Origin of the sequence: Streptomyces sp. AC550_RSS872 (assembly GCF_019049285.1) — a bacterium.
Lineage (GTDB): Bacteria > Actinomycetota > Actinomycetes > Streptomycetales > Streptomycetaceae > Streptomyces.
Genome location: NZ_JAGMUL010000021.1, coordinates 61,469 through 77,693 on the forward strand (window position 1 = coordinate 61,469; position 16,225 = coordinate 77,693).

Below are 16,225 nucleotides of genomic sequence, written 5' to 3' on the forward strand. Positions count from 1 at the left end.
TCAGGCCACGGCGTCCAGCACCGGCAGATAACCACCCGACTGGCCCGCGGCCGTCGGGTGGTACGACTCCGGGATGTTGAGCCAGTTCACGGCGTGCATCCACGAGCTGCCGGAGCACAGCTCGTGCCCGGTGAAGGCCGGCCGCACATCGGCGAAGGTGAAGCCGTGGTCCAGGGCGCGCTTCTCGGTCGCGGCGTCGATGTAGTCAGCGGCGTCGTTGAGTGCCCTGCGCTTGGTCTCGGACAGACCGAGGCACCCGGACACGCCCAGCTTGTAGAAGCGGGGGTAGCCGAGCACGACCACGTGCGCGGACGGGGCCTTGGCGCGGATGGCGGAGTAGACGGCGTCGAGCCTGCCGGGGAGCGACGAGTCGACGAACGCCTTCGCGGTGTTGATGCGGTTGACGCAGGCGCTGTCGCCCTGGAGCACACAGGTCGTCATGATGTCGGCGAAACCGGCGTCGTTGCCGCCGATGGAGATGGACACGAGTGCGGTGGCGGGGCTGAGCGGGGCGAGCTGACCGGCGGTGACATCACCCGTTTGAGCGCCCGAGCAAGCCGTGAAGTCGAAGGACGAGGGTGAGTTCGCGGCGGCCCAGAGGTACGGGTACGCCTTCGTGCTGCGCTTGCAGTCGCCGCTGGCGCTGATGTAGCTGCCCGCGCCGAGGCCTGAGGAGTAGGAGTCGCCGAGGGCCACGTAGCCGCCGATCGCGGCGGTGTCGGCGGCCTGCGCGGAGGCTGCCCCGGTGAAGGCGGTGCCGACGGCGAGGAGGAGTGAGGCGACGTATGCGGAAAGTCGGGAACGTCTCATGGAACCTCCCTATAGCAGGATCTCTGCCATAACCGTCGTACCAACTACGCGTGTTGACGGGAAGTGTCCATGCCAAGACTTTTCCCCTCATCACGGCGCCCGCCCCGCGGATTCGCCCGGATTTGATTTCGTGCTCATGACAGGATTGTTGACAGGTCGTCAACTCCCTTGTCCATCACCGCGAGAGCACAGATCCTTTACTTCGGCCCAGGAACGGGAACGCGACGTTCCAGGCCGTGCGTGCGACCCCACGCACGCACCCCCCCCACATGTGCGCATCACCCCCCATGCGCACCGCCTTGAGGAGGACTCCCTCGTAATGGCACAACTGCGTAGCAACAAGTTCCGGTTCGCCGCGATAACCAGCCTGGCAACCGCCGCCCTCGTCGGCGGACTCACCTCCCTGCCCGCCCAGGCCGCCCCGGCCGAGGGCAAGGTCCTGGCCGGCGGCTCTCCCACGGCGATCAAGGACAGCTACATCGTCACGCTCAAGCGGACCGCGGGCCTGAAGGCCGCCTCCAGCGCGGGCAAAGACCTGATCAAGGAGTACGGCGGGGCGGTGAACAAGACGTTCGGCGCCGCGCTGAACGGCTACTCCGCCACCCTCTCCGCGACCGAGGCCAAGAGACTCGCCGCCGACCCGTCGGTGGCGTCCGTCGAGCAGAACCAGAGGGTCCGCCTGGCCGACACCACCCAGTCCAGCGCCCCCTGGGGCCTGGACCGCATCGACCAGGCCGCGCTTCCGCTTTCGGGCACCTACACCTACCCGGACAGCGCGGGCAGCGGTGTGACGGCGTATGTCATCGACACCGGTGTGCGCATCACCCACCAGCAGATCAGCGGCCGTGCCTCCTACGGCTACGACGCCGTCGACGGCGACACCACCGCCTCCGACGGCAACGGCCACGGCACCCATGTGGCCACCACCATCGCCGGCACCACGTACGGCGTGGCCAAGAAGGCGAAGATCGTCGCGGTCCGGGTGCTCGACAACGCCGGCTCGGGCACCACGGCGGGCGTGATCGCGGGCATCGACTGGGTGACCGCGAACCACTCCGGCCCCTCGGTCGCCAACATGTCGCTCGGCGGCGGCGCCTCCAGCACACTGGACACGGCCGTGCGCAACTCCATCGCCAGCGGCGTGACCTACGCGATCGCGGCCGGCAACAGCAGCGCCAACGCCTCCTCGTCCTCCCCGGCCCGCGTCACGGAGGCCATCACCGTCGGCGCCACCACCAGCACCGACGCCCGGGCGAGCTACTCGAACTACGGCTCGGTCCTGGACGTCTTCGCCCCCGGCTCGTCGATCACGGCGGGCTGGTACACCAGCGACACCGCGACCAACACCATCTCCGGTACGTCCATGGCGACCCCGCACGTCGCGGGCGCGGCCGCCGTGTACCTGGCGAGCCACACCTCGGCCACCCCGGCCGCGGTCGCCTCGGCCCTGACGAGCGGCGCCACCGCGAACGCGGTCACCAGCCCCGGCAGCGGTTCGCCCAACCGGCTCCTGAAGCTCGTGCCGTAACCCCGCATCGCACGATGTGAACCCACCGTTCCCCGGAGACGCCCGCCGTCTCCGGGGAACGCCCTGTTCCGGGGGACGTCTTGACGGCCCCCACGGAGCTGAGCCACATTGAAGCCCGGCATCCGGCGCGTCGGGGGGCAAAGTCGCCAATGCAGACCATAGGTGTCAAGACAGCTGCGTCCGAGGACGCCGAGCGTGCGCGGTCAGGGCCGGGGAGGGACCTGAGGCCGCTGCTCGCGGGCGCCGCGACGGCTGTGGGGGGACTCGGCGCGGTGCTCGCGCTGGTCGATTCGGGCTCGCCGCTGCGCGGGCCGTTCACGCTGTTCTTCCTGCTCGCGATGCCGGCCGGGGCGATCGCCGCGGCGCTGCGCGGGCTGGATCCCTTCGGCCGGACCGTGGCCGCCGTGGCGGGCGCGGTCGTCGTCGACATGCTGGTGGCCCAGGGCATGCTGGCCGTGCACCGGTGGTCGGTGCTCGGCGGGATCGCGGCCGTTACCGCGATCAGTGCCCTCATTCTCCTGCTGGTTCTGGTGCGGCGGCTGCGCGGCCGTACGTCGAGAAGGCGGACTGACTGACGTGGACATCAGCGTGTACCGCCCCGGCGAGCTCAGCTCCGCCGACCGAGCGGCCTGGACCTCTCTACAGTCCAAGGCCCATCTCCAGGGTTCGCCCGAGCTGGGCAACCCGTTCCTCGCGCCCGAGTTCGCGCTCGCGATCGGCCGCTGCCGGCGCGGGGTGCGGATCGCGGTCGTCCGGGAGGGCGGCGAGCCGGCCGCGTTCTTCCCGTTCCAGCGCACGGCGGCCGGCGTCGGCCGGGCCATCGGTCTCGGCGTCTCGGACGCCCAGGGGGTCGTGCACCGGCCCGGGTTCACCTGGGACGCGCGTGAGCTGCTGAAGGCGTGCGGGCTCGCCGTTTGGGAGTTCGACCACCTGGTGGAGGGCCAGACGGCGTTCGAGGCGGAGGCCTCCGGCAGGTTCCCGTCCCCGGTCATGGACGTCGACCAGGGGTACGAGGCGTATCTGAGCCAACTGCGGGAGCGCTCACCGAAGTTCACGCGGACGACGCTGGCCAAGGAGCGCAAGCTGGGCCGGGACCACGAGGGCGTGCGGTACGTGCACGACGAGCGTGATCCGGCGGCCCTGCGCACGCTGATGGCGTGGAAGTCCGCGCAGTACCGCAGGACCGGCCGCAGCGACCGCTTCGCCCAGGAGTGGATCACGCGGCTGGTGGAGCAGTTGTTCCACACCCGTTCCGAGCCGTTCGCGGGGATCCTGTCGGTGCTGTACGCGGACGGCAAGCCGGTCGCCACGCACTTCGGGCTGCGGGGCGAGCGGGTGCTGGCGTGCTGGTTCCCGGCCTACGATCCGGCCTTCTCGAAGTACTCGCCGGGTCTGGTGCTGCATCTGCGGATGGCCGAGGCGGCCGCCGCCGACGGCATCGCCTACCTGGATCTCGGCCGGGGCCAGAAGGAGTACAAGGACTCCCTGAAGACACGCGAGCTGACGGTGTCGGAGGGGTGGGTGACCCGGCGTCACCCGGTCGCGTTCGGACACCGGGCACGGCGTGCCCCGGTCCGGGCGCTGCGCAACACCGTGCAGGCACGGCCGGAGCTGTTCGAACCGGCGGACCGGCTCCTGAAGCGCATGGGGAAGATCCGTTCGGGACACGGGTAACTACCGGTCAAACCAACAAAAATGTGAGGGCTCGTTCCAGCTCTTGCCATACAGGCTCAATCATCAATACCGTCGTACATCTCACCCGCATCGGACTGTCGGCAGCGGCTCCAGGGGAGGGCTCAGGGACCGCGACAGTCCCGGCGCGGGGCGCGGTAGGGGGGTGCTCGGTGAAGGTGCTCGCACTTGTCGTCGAGTCGTGCCGCGCGACCGGCTGCGCATTTTCCAGCGGCCGGCCACACATGCCAGCTCACCGCACGCGCACGCAGAGCCACTCTTTCGTGCCGTGAGATGAGAGAACCCCCCTTTCGAACCGGACATACAGCCGGGCCGCCCAGGGGCGGGCGGTCCACCGGACGAGAGGGACTGACTCATGAGTTCTGTGCTGCGCCCGGCGGTCGCGGACCAAGATCCGTCACCGGCCGGCAAGTATCGGCCCGTCTCCACACACCTGGCCATCGCGCCGCCGGTGAGCGTGGTGATCCCGGCCATGAACGAGGCGGAGAACCTTCCGTACGTCTTCAAGACACTGCCGGACTGGATACACGAAGTGGTCCTGGTGGACGGCAACTCCACCGACGACACGGTCGAGGTCGCCCGTGGGCTGTGGCCGGACGTCAAGGTCGTGCGGCAGCGCGGCAGGGGCAAGGGGGATGCCCTGACCACGGGGTTCGCGGCGGCCACCGGTGACATCATCGTGATGGTCGACGCGGACGGCTCGGCCGACGGCAACGAGATCCTGTCGTATGTCTCCGCCCTGGTCTCGGGCGCGGACTTCGCCAAGGGGTCCCGGTTCGCCAACGGCGGCGGCACCGACGACATGACCTTCATCCGCAAGCTGGGCAACTGGGCGCTGTGCACGGCCGTCAACCGCAAGTTCGGCGCCCGCTACACCGATCTCTGCTACGGATACAACGCGTTCTGGCGGCACTGCCTGGACAAGATCGAACTCGACTGCACCGGCTTCGAGGTGGAGACCCTGATGAACATCCGGGTCGTCAAGGCGGGGCTGAAGGTGCAGGAGATCCCGAGCCACGAGTACCTGCGCATCCACGGCACGAGCAATCTGCGGGCCGTGCGGGACGGGTTGCGGGTGCTCAAGGTGATCCTGCGGGAGCGCTCCAACCGGCGTGCGCTGCGCAGCCGCAGGAACCCCTCCCCGATGCTCGACTCGGTCCGGGGAGAGGCGTCTTGAGCGGTCCCGACATCTCCGTCGTGATCTGCGTGTACACCGAGGACCGCTGGGAGGACATCCTCGCGGCGGTCTCCTCGGTGCGGGCGCAGTCGTATCCGGCCCTGGAGACGCTGCTGGTCGTCGACCACAACGCGGCGCTCCTGGACCGGCTGACCAAGGAGTACAAGGAGTCCGGGGACGGCGCGAGGGAGGTCCGGGTGCTCGCCAACGCGGGCCCGCGCGGCCTGTCCGCCGGCCGCAACACCGGTATCGCCGCCTCCTACGGCGAGGTCATCGCGTTCCTCGACGACGACGCGGTGGCCGAGCGCGACTGGCTGCGGCACTTCGCGGCGGGGTACGCCGACCCGTGCGTGATGGCCGTCGGCGGGCGCACGGAGCCGATCTGGGCATCGGGAAAGCGGCCGGACTGGTTCCCGGAGGAGTTCGACTGGGTCGTGGGCTGCACCTACCGGGGCCTGCCGCGCGGCCGGGTCAAGGTCCGCAACGTCCTCGGTGGCAACGCCTCCTTCCGGCGTACGGCGTTCGACTTCGCGGGCGGTTTCGCGACCGGCATCGGGCGCGACGGCGACCGGCTGCCGCTGGGCTGCGAGGAGACGGAGCTGTGCATCCGGCTGACGCGGGCCCGGCCGGACGCCGTGCTGCTGATCGACGACCGGGCGGTGATCCACCACCGGGTGCCCGAGGCGCGTGAGCACTTCGGATACTTCCGTACGCGGACGTACGCCGAGGGCCTGTCCAAGGCGCTCGTGGCCCGAAGTGTCGGCGCCGACAAGGGACTTGAGTCCGAGCGGCGTTACACCACCCGGGTCCTGCCGGCCGGGGTGGCGCGCGGGTTGCGGGATGCCGTACTGGCCCGGCGGGGCGGTGCGGGACGCGCGGGCGCCATCGTCGCGGGGGTGCTGACGGCGGCCGGTGGGTACGTCGTGGGGAGTGTCCGGGCGCGACGGGGCGACGTCACGTACTCGGTCGCGGGCATGGAGGGAGGCAGCAGATGACCGGCGGACGCGTACCGATTCTCATGTACCACGCCGTCTCCACCTCGCCGAACGACGCCACCGCCGAGCTGTCGGTGGCGCCGGAGGCGTTCGCGGAGCAGATGGCGCTGATCGGCGACCTGGGCCTCACACCCGTGAAGACCGCCGATCTCGCGGCGCGCTGGCGCTCGGGCAAGCCGCTGCCGGAGCGGCCGGTGCTGATCACCTTCGACGACGGCTACGAGGGCGTGCACCGGCACGCCCTGCCCGTGCTCGCCAAGCACGGCTTCCCGGCCACGCTGTTCGTCTCAACGGGCTGGCTGAAGGGCCCGCACGACAACGGCGGCGGCCTGGACTCCATGCTCGACTGGGACCAGGTGCGCGAGCTCGCCGAGGCGGATGTCGAGATCGGGGGGCACAGCCACACGCATCCCCAGCTCGACCAGCTCCCGGACGACGGGCTGCGCTCCGAGCTGATCCTGTGCAAGGAGATCATCAGCGACGAACTCGGCACCGTCCCGGCCTCGTTCGCCTACCCGTACGGCTACTCCAGCCGCCGGGTGCGCGAGGCGGTGCACGAGACCGGGTACGCCCAGGCGCTCGCCGTCAACAACGGCCTCGCGCGGCGGCGACAGGGGCCGTACGCCCTCACCCGCCTCACCGTGCGCCGCACCACCGGTGTCGAGGAGTTCGGGCGGATGGTCGAGGGCCGTGCCATCGCCCGCACCTTCGCCAGGGACCGCGCACTCACCAAGGGGTATGCCGTGGTCCGCAGAGCACGACAGGTCCGCCGGAAGGCCATCCGTTCCCGTGTCTGACACGACGACCACGACCGAGCCCGCATCGACCGACGCGACGGCGCCCGAGCAGTCGGGGCGCCGCCTTCGCCTGCCCGGCATGGGCGGGGCCTCCGGGGGCAGTCAGCTGTTCCGCAACGCCTACGCCCTGATGATCAACACAGGCATCTCCGCCGTGCTGGGGCTCGGCTTCTGGCTGGCCGCCGCCCGCTACTACTCCGAGGCCGCGGTCGGTCAGGGATCTGCCGCTATCGCCGCGATGAAGTTCCTCGCGGGGCTGACGGCCGTGACGCTGACGGGCGCGCTGGCCCGGTTCATCCCGGTCGCGGGCCGAGGCAGCGGCCGTCTGATCTTCCGGACGTACGCGGGCAGTTGCGTCGTGGTGGCACTTGCGGCCGGCGTCTTCCTGCTGACGCTGGACCTGTGGGGGCCGTCGTACCGGTTTCTGAACGGGGCGGCGGGCGGGCTCTTCTTCGTCGTGGCAGTCGTCGCCTGGAACCTGCTCACGCTCCAGGACGGCGTGCTGACCGGGCTGCGCAGTGCGGTGTGGGTGCCGGTCGGCAACACCGTGTTCTCCGCGGTGAAGCTGGGCCTGCTGGTGGCCTTCGCGGTGGCGATCCCGACCGCCGGGGTCTTCGTGTCGTGGGTCGCGGCCATCGCGGTGTCGGTGCTGCCGCTGGGCTGGCTGGTGTTCCGGCGGCTGGTGCCGCGCCATGTGCGGGCGACCGAGGAGCACACGCGCCCACCGTCCCTGCGGGAGATCGGCAGGTTCCTTGCGGGCGACTACACCGGCTCGCTGTTCTCCCTCGCCGTGGTCTATCTCATCCCGGTGATCGTGGCCGCGCAGGTCTCCGCCGAGGACAACGCGTACTTCTACATCACGGCCACGATCGGCGGCACGGTCAATCTGCTGGCCATCAACATGGGCGCCTCCCTCACGGTCGAGGGATCCCACGACCCGAGGCGGCTGGCCGCCAACACCCGGGCCGCGCTCAGGCGCATGGCGCGGATCATGGTGCCGGTCGCCGCGGTCCTGTTCTTCGGGGCGCCCTGGATCCTGGGCGTCTTCGGCCAGGGCTACGCGGACGCGGCGACCCCGCTGCTGCGCTGGTTCGCGGTCGGCGCGCTGCTGCGGGTCGTCATGGAGACGTACTTCGCGGTCCTGCGCGCGCAGAGCCGCACCGCCGGACTGGCCTGGCTCCAGGGCCTGCTGTGCGCGTCGGTGCTCGGGCTGACGCTGGTGCTGCTCCCCCGTATGGGCCTGACCGGCGCCGGCGTCGCCGAGATCGTCTCCCTCTGCGTCATCGTCGCCATCGCCGCGCCCAAGCTGTACCGGACCGTGCGGGCGTCCTCGGCCGAGGTGCCCGAGGACGCGGCACCCGACGGTGATCTCGCCGACCTGGGGGCGCGCGAGGTGCCCGAGGGGGCGCGCAGGCGGGGGCCCGGGTGGGCGCTCGACACCGACACCCTCGCGCTCGGCATCCACGTCGACTTCGACCACCTGGAACGCCGGCCCGACGTCCGCCCGGGGCCCGGTACGCCGCCCACGGGCACGCCGCCGGTACGCCCGGACCACCGGCCCGCCTGGGCACGCAAGCCGGAAGTCGGGCTGCCGGTCGAGGAGCGCCGGCCGGGCTCGGAGGCGTCGCTGGGGCCCGTCGAGGTGGACGCGCCGTTCGAGGCGGACTTCGCCATGCCGGGCGCGAGCGACGAGGCCGTACCGGAGGAGCGCGACGAGGCTGCCGTACGGGAGGAGGCCGTCGCGGGGCAGGAGTCCGCCGTACGGGAAGAGCCGCCCATGCACGAAGAGGCCGTACGACAGCCCGACGCCCCCTCACCCACCTGGCGGGAGCGGCTGCTGCCCACCCGCCTCGGGGTCGTCCTCGGCTGTCTGCTGATCGCCGCGCTGCTGCTGTACTGGGTGCCCGCGCTGCGGCTCGGCGAGGCCGACCTGGACGGGATGGGCGGGCTCGGGATGGTCTCCGTGCTGCCGCTGCCCACGCTGGTCGGGGCCGCGCTGCTGGCGGTGGTGTTCGCCTCGCTGCTGTGGCTGGGCCGCGAACACCGGGCGCTGCTGCTGGGCACCCTGCTCGCGACGGTCGTGTCGCTGCACGCCCTGCCCGCGCTGATCGAGGTCGAGCCGCGGTTCGCCACGGCCTGGCAGCACCTCGGCTTCCTCGACTACATCGACCGCACCGGGTCGGCCGTGCCCGACCTGGACGCGCGCTGGAGCTGGCCGGGGTTCTTCGCGGTGGCCGCGTTCGTCGCGCAGGCGTGCGGGGTCGGCGACCTCACCGAGGTCATCCGCTGGTGGCCGCCGGCCATGCAACTGCTGTACCTGGTGCCGATGTTCCTGCTGGTGCGCTCGATGCGGGCGAGCTGGCGGGCCAAGTGGACCGGCATCTGGGTGTTCGTGCTCAGCGGCTGGGTGGGCCAGGACTACTTCTCGCCGCAGGGCTTCACGTATCTGCTGTATCTCGTCTTCGCGGCGATCCTGCTGGTCTGGTTCCGGGCGCCGCATGTGATCTGGACGAAGCGGCGGCCCGGCGAGGTCGAGGTCGAGCCGGCGAACCGGCGGCAGCAGGCCGTGCTGCTGGCGGTCGTCATCGGGCTGTTCGCGGCGAGTGTCCCGGCGCACCAGCTGACGCCGTTCGTGATACTGGGCGTGCTGACGGGGCTCGTCCTGATCGGCAGGTCCGAACTGCGCGGCCTGCCGATCCTGTTCGGCGTCATGGTGACCGTCTGGATCGGCTTCATGGCCGAGCCGTACTGGTCCGGCCACTTCGACGAACTCTTCGGCGGGGTCGGCGGCGTCGGCGGCAACGTGTCGTCCTCCGTCTCCGGCCGGATCGAGGGCGGCAGCTCCACCCACAAACTCGTCCTCTACACGCGCGTGCTGCTGGCCGGCTCAGTGATGGCCTTCGCCTGCTGGGGCTGGTGGCGCCGCCGCTTCCACCACTACCGGGAACGCTCGCTGCTCGTCCTCACCTTCGTGCCGTTCCTGGGCTTCGGCATGCAGTCGTACGGCGGTGAGATGGCGCTGCGGGTCTTCATGTTCGCCCTGCCCGGCGCGGCGCTGCTCACCGGTCTGGCCTTCTTCCCGCGCACCGGCGTCACCGCGAAGGAGCGCGACAAGGACCGGGTGAGCCTCGCCCCGCTGGCCGCGCTGATGGCGGGCCTGGTGCTGATGGGCGGCTTCCTGGTGGCCCGTTGGGGCAACGAGCCGTTCGAGCGGATCCGGCCCGGCGAGGTCGCCGCCATGGAGTACGTGTACGCCCATGACGATCCGACCGTGCGGCTGCTGTGGCTCAGCGACGACCCGGTGAACGTGGTGACGCCGTCGATGCCGTGGGGCTCGCGGGACATGGAGAAGGTGGAGTACCTGCCGACGCCGGCGCCGGCCGACCCGGTGCTGGTGTCGGGGCTGGTCAAGTCGCTGAAGGACGCGGGCCCGAACTCGTATCTGATGATCAACCGGGGTCAGGTCACCTATCTCCGGATGGACGTGGGCTATTCGGCGACCTGGGAGTCGCGGCTGATCCGGAACCTGGACGAGCGGCAGGAGCTGAAGAAGGTCTTCGCCAACGCCGACGTGACGATGTACGCGCTGCGGAAGCAGCCGGCCGGCGAGGTCGCGAAGGCCGATCCCGGGCCGATCGGGCCGCAGGTGACCTGGACGCCCTGGTCGGTGGTCGGGGGGCTCGCGGCGCTCGCGTTGATCGTGCTGCTGATGGCCCGCGAGATCGTCCGGGTGGCGATGGCGCCGAGCGTGCGGCAACTGCGCTGGTTGCAGAGCAGCTTCTGGTTCTCGCTGCCGCTGCTGGCGGTGCTGCTGGCTTCGCTGGTGCAGCGGTTCCTGACGATCAAGTAGGCGATCAACCAGGCGATCAGGCGGAGGTGAAGCGGCTCAGCGCTTGAGCCACTTCACCTCGTACGCCTGGAGCTCGGCCTTCTCACCGTCGATCGTCGCGCTGGTCTGCCGGTCCAGGGTGTTCACGACCAGGATCGCCTTGTCCGTGGCCAGGACGCGGACGTCGGGCTGGTCCACGGACACCTTCTCGTACTCGGTGCCGGGCCGGAACTCCTTGCCGAACCGGGAGAGCAGGTCGTACATCGGCAGCTTCTCGCCGCCGCTCGCAGTGTCGGTCGGCGTCCACAGGCAGCCGGCGCATTCGGTGCCCTTCTCCTCCTCCGGGTTCCAGTAGAAGGCGGAGGAGGCACCGCCCTTGGCCAGAGCGATCATTCCCGCGGCCTGGACGGCGACGCGGCGGGCCTCGGACCAGCCCTTGCGGTCGTCGTTGCCGTCGGCGGGTTCGACGTAGTACTCGGCCCACCACAGCGGCAGCCCGCCGGTCTGCTTGCGCACCCACTGACCGACGGCCGTGAACTTGTCGGTGGCCGTGAACTCGTCCGGCAGCAGTTCGTCGTCCCGGGTGTAGCTGGAGCCGTCCACGACGACGAAGTCGGCGCCCGCCTTGTGCTCGTTCCAGTACGCGAAGGCGTCGACGGTGCGCTGGTCCAGGGCGCCCCAGGGGCCCTTCAGAGCCGTGGAGGCCTCCGCGGCGCGCGGGTCGACGCTGTCCATCACGAGGTACGGCCCGCCGACCATGATGTCCGGGTTGACCTTCTTCAACGCCTTGTGGACGAGGTTGTAGAGCCGGGTGTAGCCCTCGTGGTCCCAGCGGGCCTCGGCGTCGTTCCAGAAGCCCTTGAACTCGTTCCACACGACGAAGTGGCGTACGTCGGGATAGCGCTTGGCGACGGTCACGGCGAGCGCGGCGAAGTCGTCGAAGTGCTCGGGCTCGGGCGCCGTCTCCAGGGCGGCCTGGCTCCAGTCGGTGTCGTCGACACCGGCCTTGCCGCCCTTCATCCAGTCGGGGGCGCAGCACAGGGTGACGACCGGGGTGCTGCCGGAGGCGCGGACGAAGTCGATGCGGCGGTCCATCGCCTCGAAGTCGTAGCGCCCCTCGACCGGTTCGGGGTTGTCGGCGCCCCAGCCCATGATGTGCTGGATCTGCGGCAGCCCTCCGGCGTCCGCCAGCCGTCCCTCGACGCGCTTCACGGCCGCGGCGGCGCCCTCGTCGGCGCTGTACTGGGTGTGGGTGAACCCCCAGCCGACCTCGGGGTTCGTGGCGTCCGGCGTGGCCGTCGGGCTGCCGTGCACCTTGTCGCCGTCGCGTGTGGTGCCCTCGGTGCTCGCGCCGTTCCCGGGCAGCGTGTTGAACAGGGTCACCACCAGGGCCAGAGCGGCCACGCCCACACCGAGCAACGCGGTGAGCCGCCACCGCCGTGCCCCCGAATTCCACCCATGACGTCCCATCAAGGACAACGGTATCGGCGGTGACAGCCGCTCGGGCGAGTTTCGTCACTCTGGACCGCCCGCGGTACATGCCGGGGAAACCGGGTGCACCGGGCCGCCGTGTGCCGGATCATGGCCGCATGTCTGCGAACCCACACGACGCTCTGCCGATCCGGCTCAACGTCGACGACAGCGACTCGCCGTCCGACGTCGTCGACGCGCTGTTCCTCGGCCGCTTCGCGACGGGCGAGCAGCCGTACTCGCACGCGGCGAACATCGACCGTGTACGGTCCGGTGCGACGCTGCTGCCGCCGGGCGCCCGTGTGCTGCGCGCCGCCCGCGACGACGACCGCAGCGCGACGCTGGCGGAGGGCGACGGCTGGACGCTGCTGATCTCCCGCTGGAACCGCGGCGCCGACGTCACCGTGACCGCGACCAGCGAGGAGCTGGCGGCGCGGGTCCTGGGCGAGGCGACGGACGGCGCGGCGGACGAGCCCGAGCCGCAGCCGGAGAACGTGACCATGGGTTTCTGGTACGTCTCCCCCAGGCGTGGTCCGCACCGCACGACCCGGCAGATCTCAGCAGGCACCTGGGACGAGGTGCGGGCCAACTACACCGCGCCGGTCGCGGACGCGATGGACCGCCTGATGAAGACCACGCCCGAGGACATCGCGGGCCGTCTGCTCCTGCTGCACGGTCCGCCGGGCACCGGCAAGACGTCGGCGCTCAGGACACTGGCCCGCTCCTGGCGGGACTGGTGCCAGGTGGACTGCGTCCTGGACCCCGAGCGGCTGTTCAGTGACGTCGGCTATCTGATGGACATCGCGATCGGCGAGGACGACTCGACGGGCAAGGGCCGCTGGCGGCTGCTGCTCCTGGAGGACTGCGACGAGCTGATCCGCGGCGAGGCCAAGCACACGGCGGGCCAGGCGCTGTCGCGGCTGCTGAACCTGACGGACGGCCTGCTGGGGCAGGGGCGCAACGTCCTGGTCGGGGTGACGACCAACGAGGACCTGGAGCGCCTGCACCCGGCCGTGGTCCGCCCGGGGCGCTGTCTGGCCCGGATCGAGGTGGGGGCGCTGACCCGCCCGGAGGCGACGAGCTGGCTGGGCACGGAGGAGGGCATCGGCCGCGAGGGCGCCACGCTGGCGGAGCTGTACGCGCTGAAGCGGGGCACGTCCCCGACGTCGTTGCCGGACCCGAGGGACGGGGCGGACGCGGGGCTGTACCTGTAGTGCTTTGATGGGGGTATGACCCTGTTCGTCGGCACATCGGGGTGGCAGTACCGGGACTGGAAGGACGTCCTGTACCCGGCCGACGTGCCCATGCGGCTGTGGCTCGAGGAGTACACGGAGCACTTCGCCACGGTCGAGATCAACAACGCCTTCTACCGCCTGCCGACGCGGGAGAACTTCGAGGCGTGGCGGGACCGGGTGCCGGGGGACTTCGTGGTCGCGGTGAAGGCGAGCCGCTACCTGACCCACATCAAGCGGCTACGGGACCCCGAGGAGCCGGTGAGCCGGCTGATGACCCACGCGGAGGGCCTCGGCGACCGCCTCGGGCCGGTCCTGCTCCAGCTTCCGCCCACCCTGCGGGCGGACACCGAACTGCTGGACGCCTGTCTCGCCTGCTTTCCGGCGTCGACGCGGGTCGCGGTCGAGCCGCGGCACGACAGCTGGTGGACTCCGGAGGTCCGGGAGGTGCTTCAGGCCCGCGGTGCGGCCCTGTGCTGGGCCGATGTCGAGTCCCGTCCCGTCACCCCGCTGTGGCGGACCACCGACTGGGGCTACGTCCGCTTCCACCAGGGCCGCGGCCGGCGCTGGCCGCACTACGGCCGCCAGGCCCTGGACAGCTGGGCCCATCGCATCGCGGACACCTGGTCCGACGACGAGGACGTGTACGCGTACTTCAACAACGACCCGACGGGAGCGGCGGTCGAGGACGCGGTGACGTTCGCGAAGGCGGCACGGAGGACGACGGACCTGGTCGTCACCCGCACCCCCTGAACATCCCCACCCGCCGAACCGGCTCACCCCTGCCCGTAAGCCGCCCGCAGGGCATCCCGCACGGCCGCCAACGCCTCGGCCTCCGCGAGCCCGAGCCGCCGTGCCCGCTCCACGTACGTCTGCGCGGCCGACGCCAGCTCACGCTCGGCGGCCGAGCCGGCGGCCGCCACGAACGTGCCGTTGCGCCCCCGCGTCTCGATCACCCCGTCGCTCTCCAGGGCCCGGTACGCCTTGGCGACGGTGTTGGCCGCCAGCCCCAGCGACTCGGCCAGCCCCCGCACCGTCGGCAGCCGGTACCCCACCGGCAGCACCCCCGACCGCGCCTGCTCGGAGATCTGCGCCCGCACCTGCTCGTACGGCGGCGCGGAACTGTCATCGATGTGGATCTTCAAGGTCACGCGGCGATTGTCCCGCACCCCCCGGAAATTGAGAGGCACCCCGGCTCATCTCCCCGTAGCGTGCGCCGTGATGACTATCACCGTGCGCCCCCTGCGTCCCGAGGTCCGAGCCGACGTCGAGGGCTTCTCCCACGTCCGGCATCTGGCGCTCCCCTTCTTCCTGGTGACCCCGGAGTCCATCGCCTACGACGTCGCCCACACCCACCGGGACGCCCACTACCGGCCGCTCGTCGCGGAGGAGGACGGCGAGGTGATCGGCACGGCTCAGGTCGGGCTCGTCAACGACAGCCCGGAGCCCGGCCAGGCCTACGTCAACGTGTACGTCCACCCGGAGCGCACCCGCCGCGGCGCGGGCACGCTGCTGGTCCGCACCGCCGAGGAGTACCTGGCCGAGCGAGGCGCGACCAGGCTGTTCGCCTGGATCCTCGACGCACCGGGCAACCGCGCCTTCGCCGAACGGCACGGCTACCGCGAGGCCCGCTCGGCGCACTTCCTCCGCCTGGACCTGGCGCACGGCACACTGCCCCCGCTCCAGACCCCGCCCCCGGGCGTGGAGCTGCGCACGGCGGCCGACTTCGCGGACGATCCGCGCCCGCTGTTCGAGCTGGACGCGGAGGCGACGTCGGACGAACCGAGCGACGTCGCCTACGAGTTCACGGACTACGAGGCCTGGCTGGAGGAGACCTGGAACCATCCCCTCCTCAGCCGCGAGCTGACCTCCGTCGCCGTCGTCGACGGCCGCCCCGCCGCCTTCAGCGTGGCCCGCACGGACGGTGGCACCCGGTACGGCACCGTCATCACCGGCACCGCCCGCGCCTTCCGCGGCCGGGGCCTCGCCAAGCTCGCCAAGAACGACTCCCTGCACCGCGCCCGCGCCGCCGGCTGCACGGAGGCGTTCACCGGCAACGACGCCGGCAACGAACCCATGCTCGCGATCAACAAGTGGTTCGGGTACGAGATCTGCGCGACGGAGGTGCGCTATGTCCGCGAACTCGGCTGACCAAGGGCGTCCGCTGGACGTGGTCCTCGTCAAGGCCGGCCGGACGAAGATCCGTTACGCGGCCGAACCACTCTCCGACGACGGCACCCGCATCGCCGTCCGCGCCCCCTGGGCCGGCGCCGGGGTCCGCGACTTCGGCTTCGTCCGCTTCGAGCCGGGCGACGTCTTCACCGAGTACTACTGGCGCGACCGCTGGTACGCGGTGAAGGAGGTCCGCGCCGCCACGGGTGCCCTGAAGGGCTGGTACTGCGACGTCACCCGCCCGGCCACGCTGTCCGGCGCCGAGCTGGTCGTCGAGGATCTCGACCTGGACCTGTGGTGCTCCGCCGACGGCACGGACGTACGCCGCCTGGACGAGGACGAGTTCGCCGAGAGCGGCCTGGAACGGACGGATCCGCAGGCCGCCGCGGCTGCCGTGGCGGCGCTGGACGCCCTGGAGGAGCTGGCCCGCGGATCCGGCTTCGGCGAGCTCCTGGCCTAGGGGGTGTCCGCAGAAGTCCCGTCGTCCGCCCGGAGGACGGGCCCTGCGGCGATGGGGGTGCCC

The 16,225-nt window shown here is 71.1% G+C and carries 14 protein-coding genes; 11 read left to right on the forward strand and 3 right to left on the reverse strand.

Translation table 11 applies throughout. The annotated features are described in order from the left end of the window. Complete coding sequence (locus tag KUM44_RS09950) at positions 1–810, reverse strand: SGNH/GDSL hydrolase family protein (RefSeq protein WP_217207437.1); 810 nt, start codon at positions 808–810, stop codon at positions 1–3. Between the two features lie 319 nt (positions 811–1,129). Between KUM44_RS09950 and KUM44_RS09955 the strand changes: the two genes are divergently transcribed. The 7 genes from KUM44_RS09955 (at position 1,130) to KUM44_RS09985 (ending at position 10,849) form a co-directional block, all read left to right on the forward strand. Then, complete coding sequence (locus KUM44_RS09955) at positions 1,130–2,338, forward strand: S8 family peptidase (protein WP_217207438.1); 1,209 nt, start codon at positions 1,130–1,132, stop codon at positions 2,336–2,338. 272 nt (positions 2,339–2,610) lie between these two features. Beyond that, positions 2,611–2,913 (forward strand): hypothetical protein, encoded by a 303-nt coding sequence (locus tag KUM44_RS09960; protein ID WP_308402555.1) that lies wholly within the window; start codon positions 2,611–2,613, stop codon positions 2,911–2,913. 1 nt (position 2,914) lies between these two features. Further along, positions 2,915–4,012, forward strand: a complete 1,098-nt coding sequence (locus KUM44_RS09965) for a GNAT family N-acetyltransferase (RefSeq protein WP_217207439.1) — start codon at positions 2,915–2,917, stop codon at positions 4,010–4,012. 373 nt (positions 4,013–4,385) lie between these two features. Further along, positions 4,386–5,207: a glycosyltransferase family 2 protein gene (locus tag KUM44_RS09970; RefSeq protein ID WP_217207440.1), complete on the forward strand. Its 822-nt coding sequence runs from the start codon at positions 4,386–4,388 to the stop codon at positions 5,205–5,207. After that, positions 5,204–6,202 carry a glycosyltransferase family 2 protein gene (locus tag KUM44_RS09975; RefSeq protein ID WP_217207441.1) on the forward strand — a complete coding sequence of 333 codons (999 nt, stop codon included), beginning with the start codon at positions 5,204–5,206 and terminating at the stop codon, positions 6,200–6,202. The genes KUM44_RS09970 and KUM44_RS09975 overlap by 4 nt, the downstream gene beginning before the upstream one ends. Next, positions 6,199–6,999, forward strand: a complete 801-nt coding sequence (locus KUM44_RS09980) for a polysaccharide deacetylase family protein (RefSeq protein ID WP_217207442.1) — start codon at positions 6,199–6,201, stop codon at positions 6,997–6,999. The genes KUM44_RS09975 and KUM44_RS09980 overlap by 4 nt, the downstream gene beginning before the upstream one ends. After that, positions 6,992–10,849, forward strand: coding sequence for a lipopolysaccharide biosynthesis protein (locus tag KUM44_RS09985; RefSeq protein ID WP_217207443.1), 3,858 nt, complete (start codon positions 6,992–6,994; stop codon positions 10,847–10,849). Before KUM44_RS09980 ends, KUM44_RS09985 begins: the two co-directional genes overlap by 8 nt. 36 nt (positions 10,850–10,885) lie before the next feature. Here KUM44_RS09985 and KUM44_RS09990 read toward each other — a convergent pair whose 3' ends face one another. Beyond that, a complete protein-coding gene (locus tag KUM44_RS09990) occupies positions 10,886–12,298 on the reverse strand; it encodes a xylan 1,4-beta-xylosidase (RefSeq protein WP_217207444.1) in 1,413 nt (470 codons plus the stop codon). Positions 12,299–12,417: 119 nt separating this feature from the next. Between KUM44_RS09990 and KUM44_RS09995 the strand changes: the two genes are divergently transcribed. Further along, on the forward strand, positions 12,418–13,512 hold the full coding sequence (locus tag KUM44_RS09995; RefSeq protein WP_217207445.1) for a DUF5925 domain-containing protein: 1,095 nt from the start codon (positions 12,418–12,420) through the stop codon (positions 13,510–13,512). Positions 13,513–13,527: 15 nt separating this feature from the next. Beyond that, positions 13,528–14,283, forward strand: coding sequence for a DUF72 domain-containing protein (locus tag KUM44_RS10000; RefSeq protein WP_217207446.1), 756 nt, complete (start codon positions 13,528–13,530; stop codon positions 14,281–14,283). A 23-nt stretch (positions 14,284–14,306) separates the two neighbouring features. On the opposite strand, the gene KUM44_RS10005 is transcribed toward KUM44_RS10000, so the two are convergent. Then, positions 14,307–14,681: a GntR family transcriptional regulator gene (locus KUM44_RS10005; RefSeq protein ID WP_217207447.1), complete on the reverse strand. Its 375-nt coding sequence runs from the start codon at positions 14,679–14,681 to the stop codon at positions 14,307–14,309. A 70-nt stretch (positions 14,682–14,751) separates the two neighbouring features. On the opposite strand from KUM44_RS10005, the gene KUM44_RS10010 reads away from it, so the two are divergent. Together KUM44_RS10010 and KUM44_RS10015 are read left to right on the forward strand one after the other, a co-directional pair. Next, positions 14,752–15,681 (forward strand): GNAT family N-acetyltransferase, encoded by a 930-nt coding sequence (locus KUM44_RS10010; protein ID WP_217207448.1) that lies wholly within the window; start codon positions 14,752–14,754, stop codon positions 15,679–15,681. Further along, positions 15,662–16,162 (forward strand): DUF402 domain-containing protein, encoded by a 501-nt coding sequence (locus KUM44_RS10015; RefSeq protein ID WP_217207449.1) that lies wholly within the window; start codon positions 15,662–15,664, stop codon positions 16,160–16,162. Before KUM44_RS10010 ends, KUM44_RS10015 begins: the two co-directional genes overlap by 20 nt. Positions 16,163–16,225 lie beyond the last annotated feature (63 nt).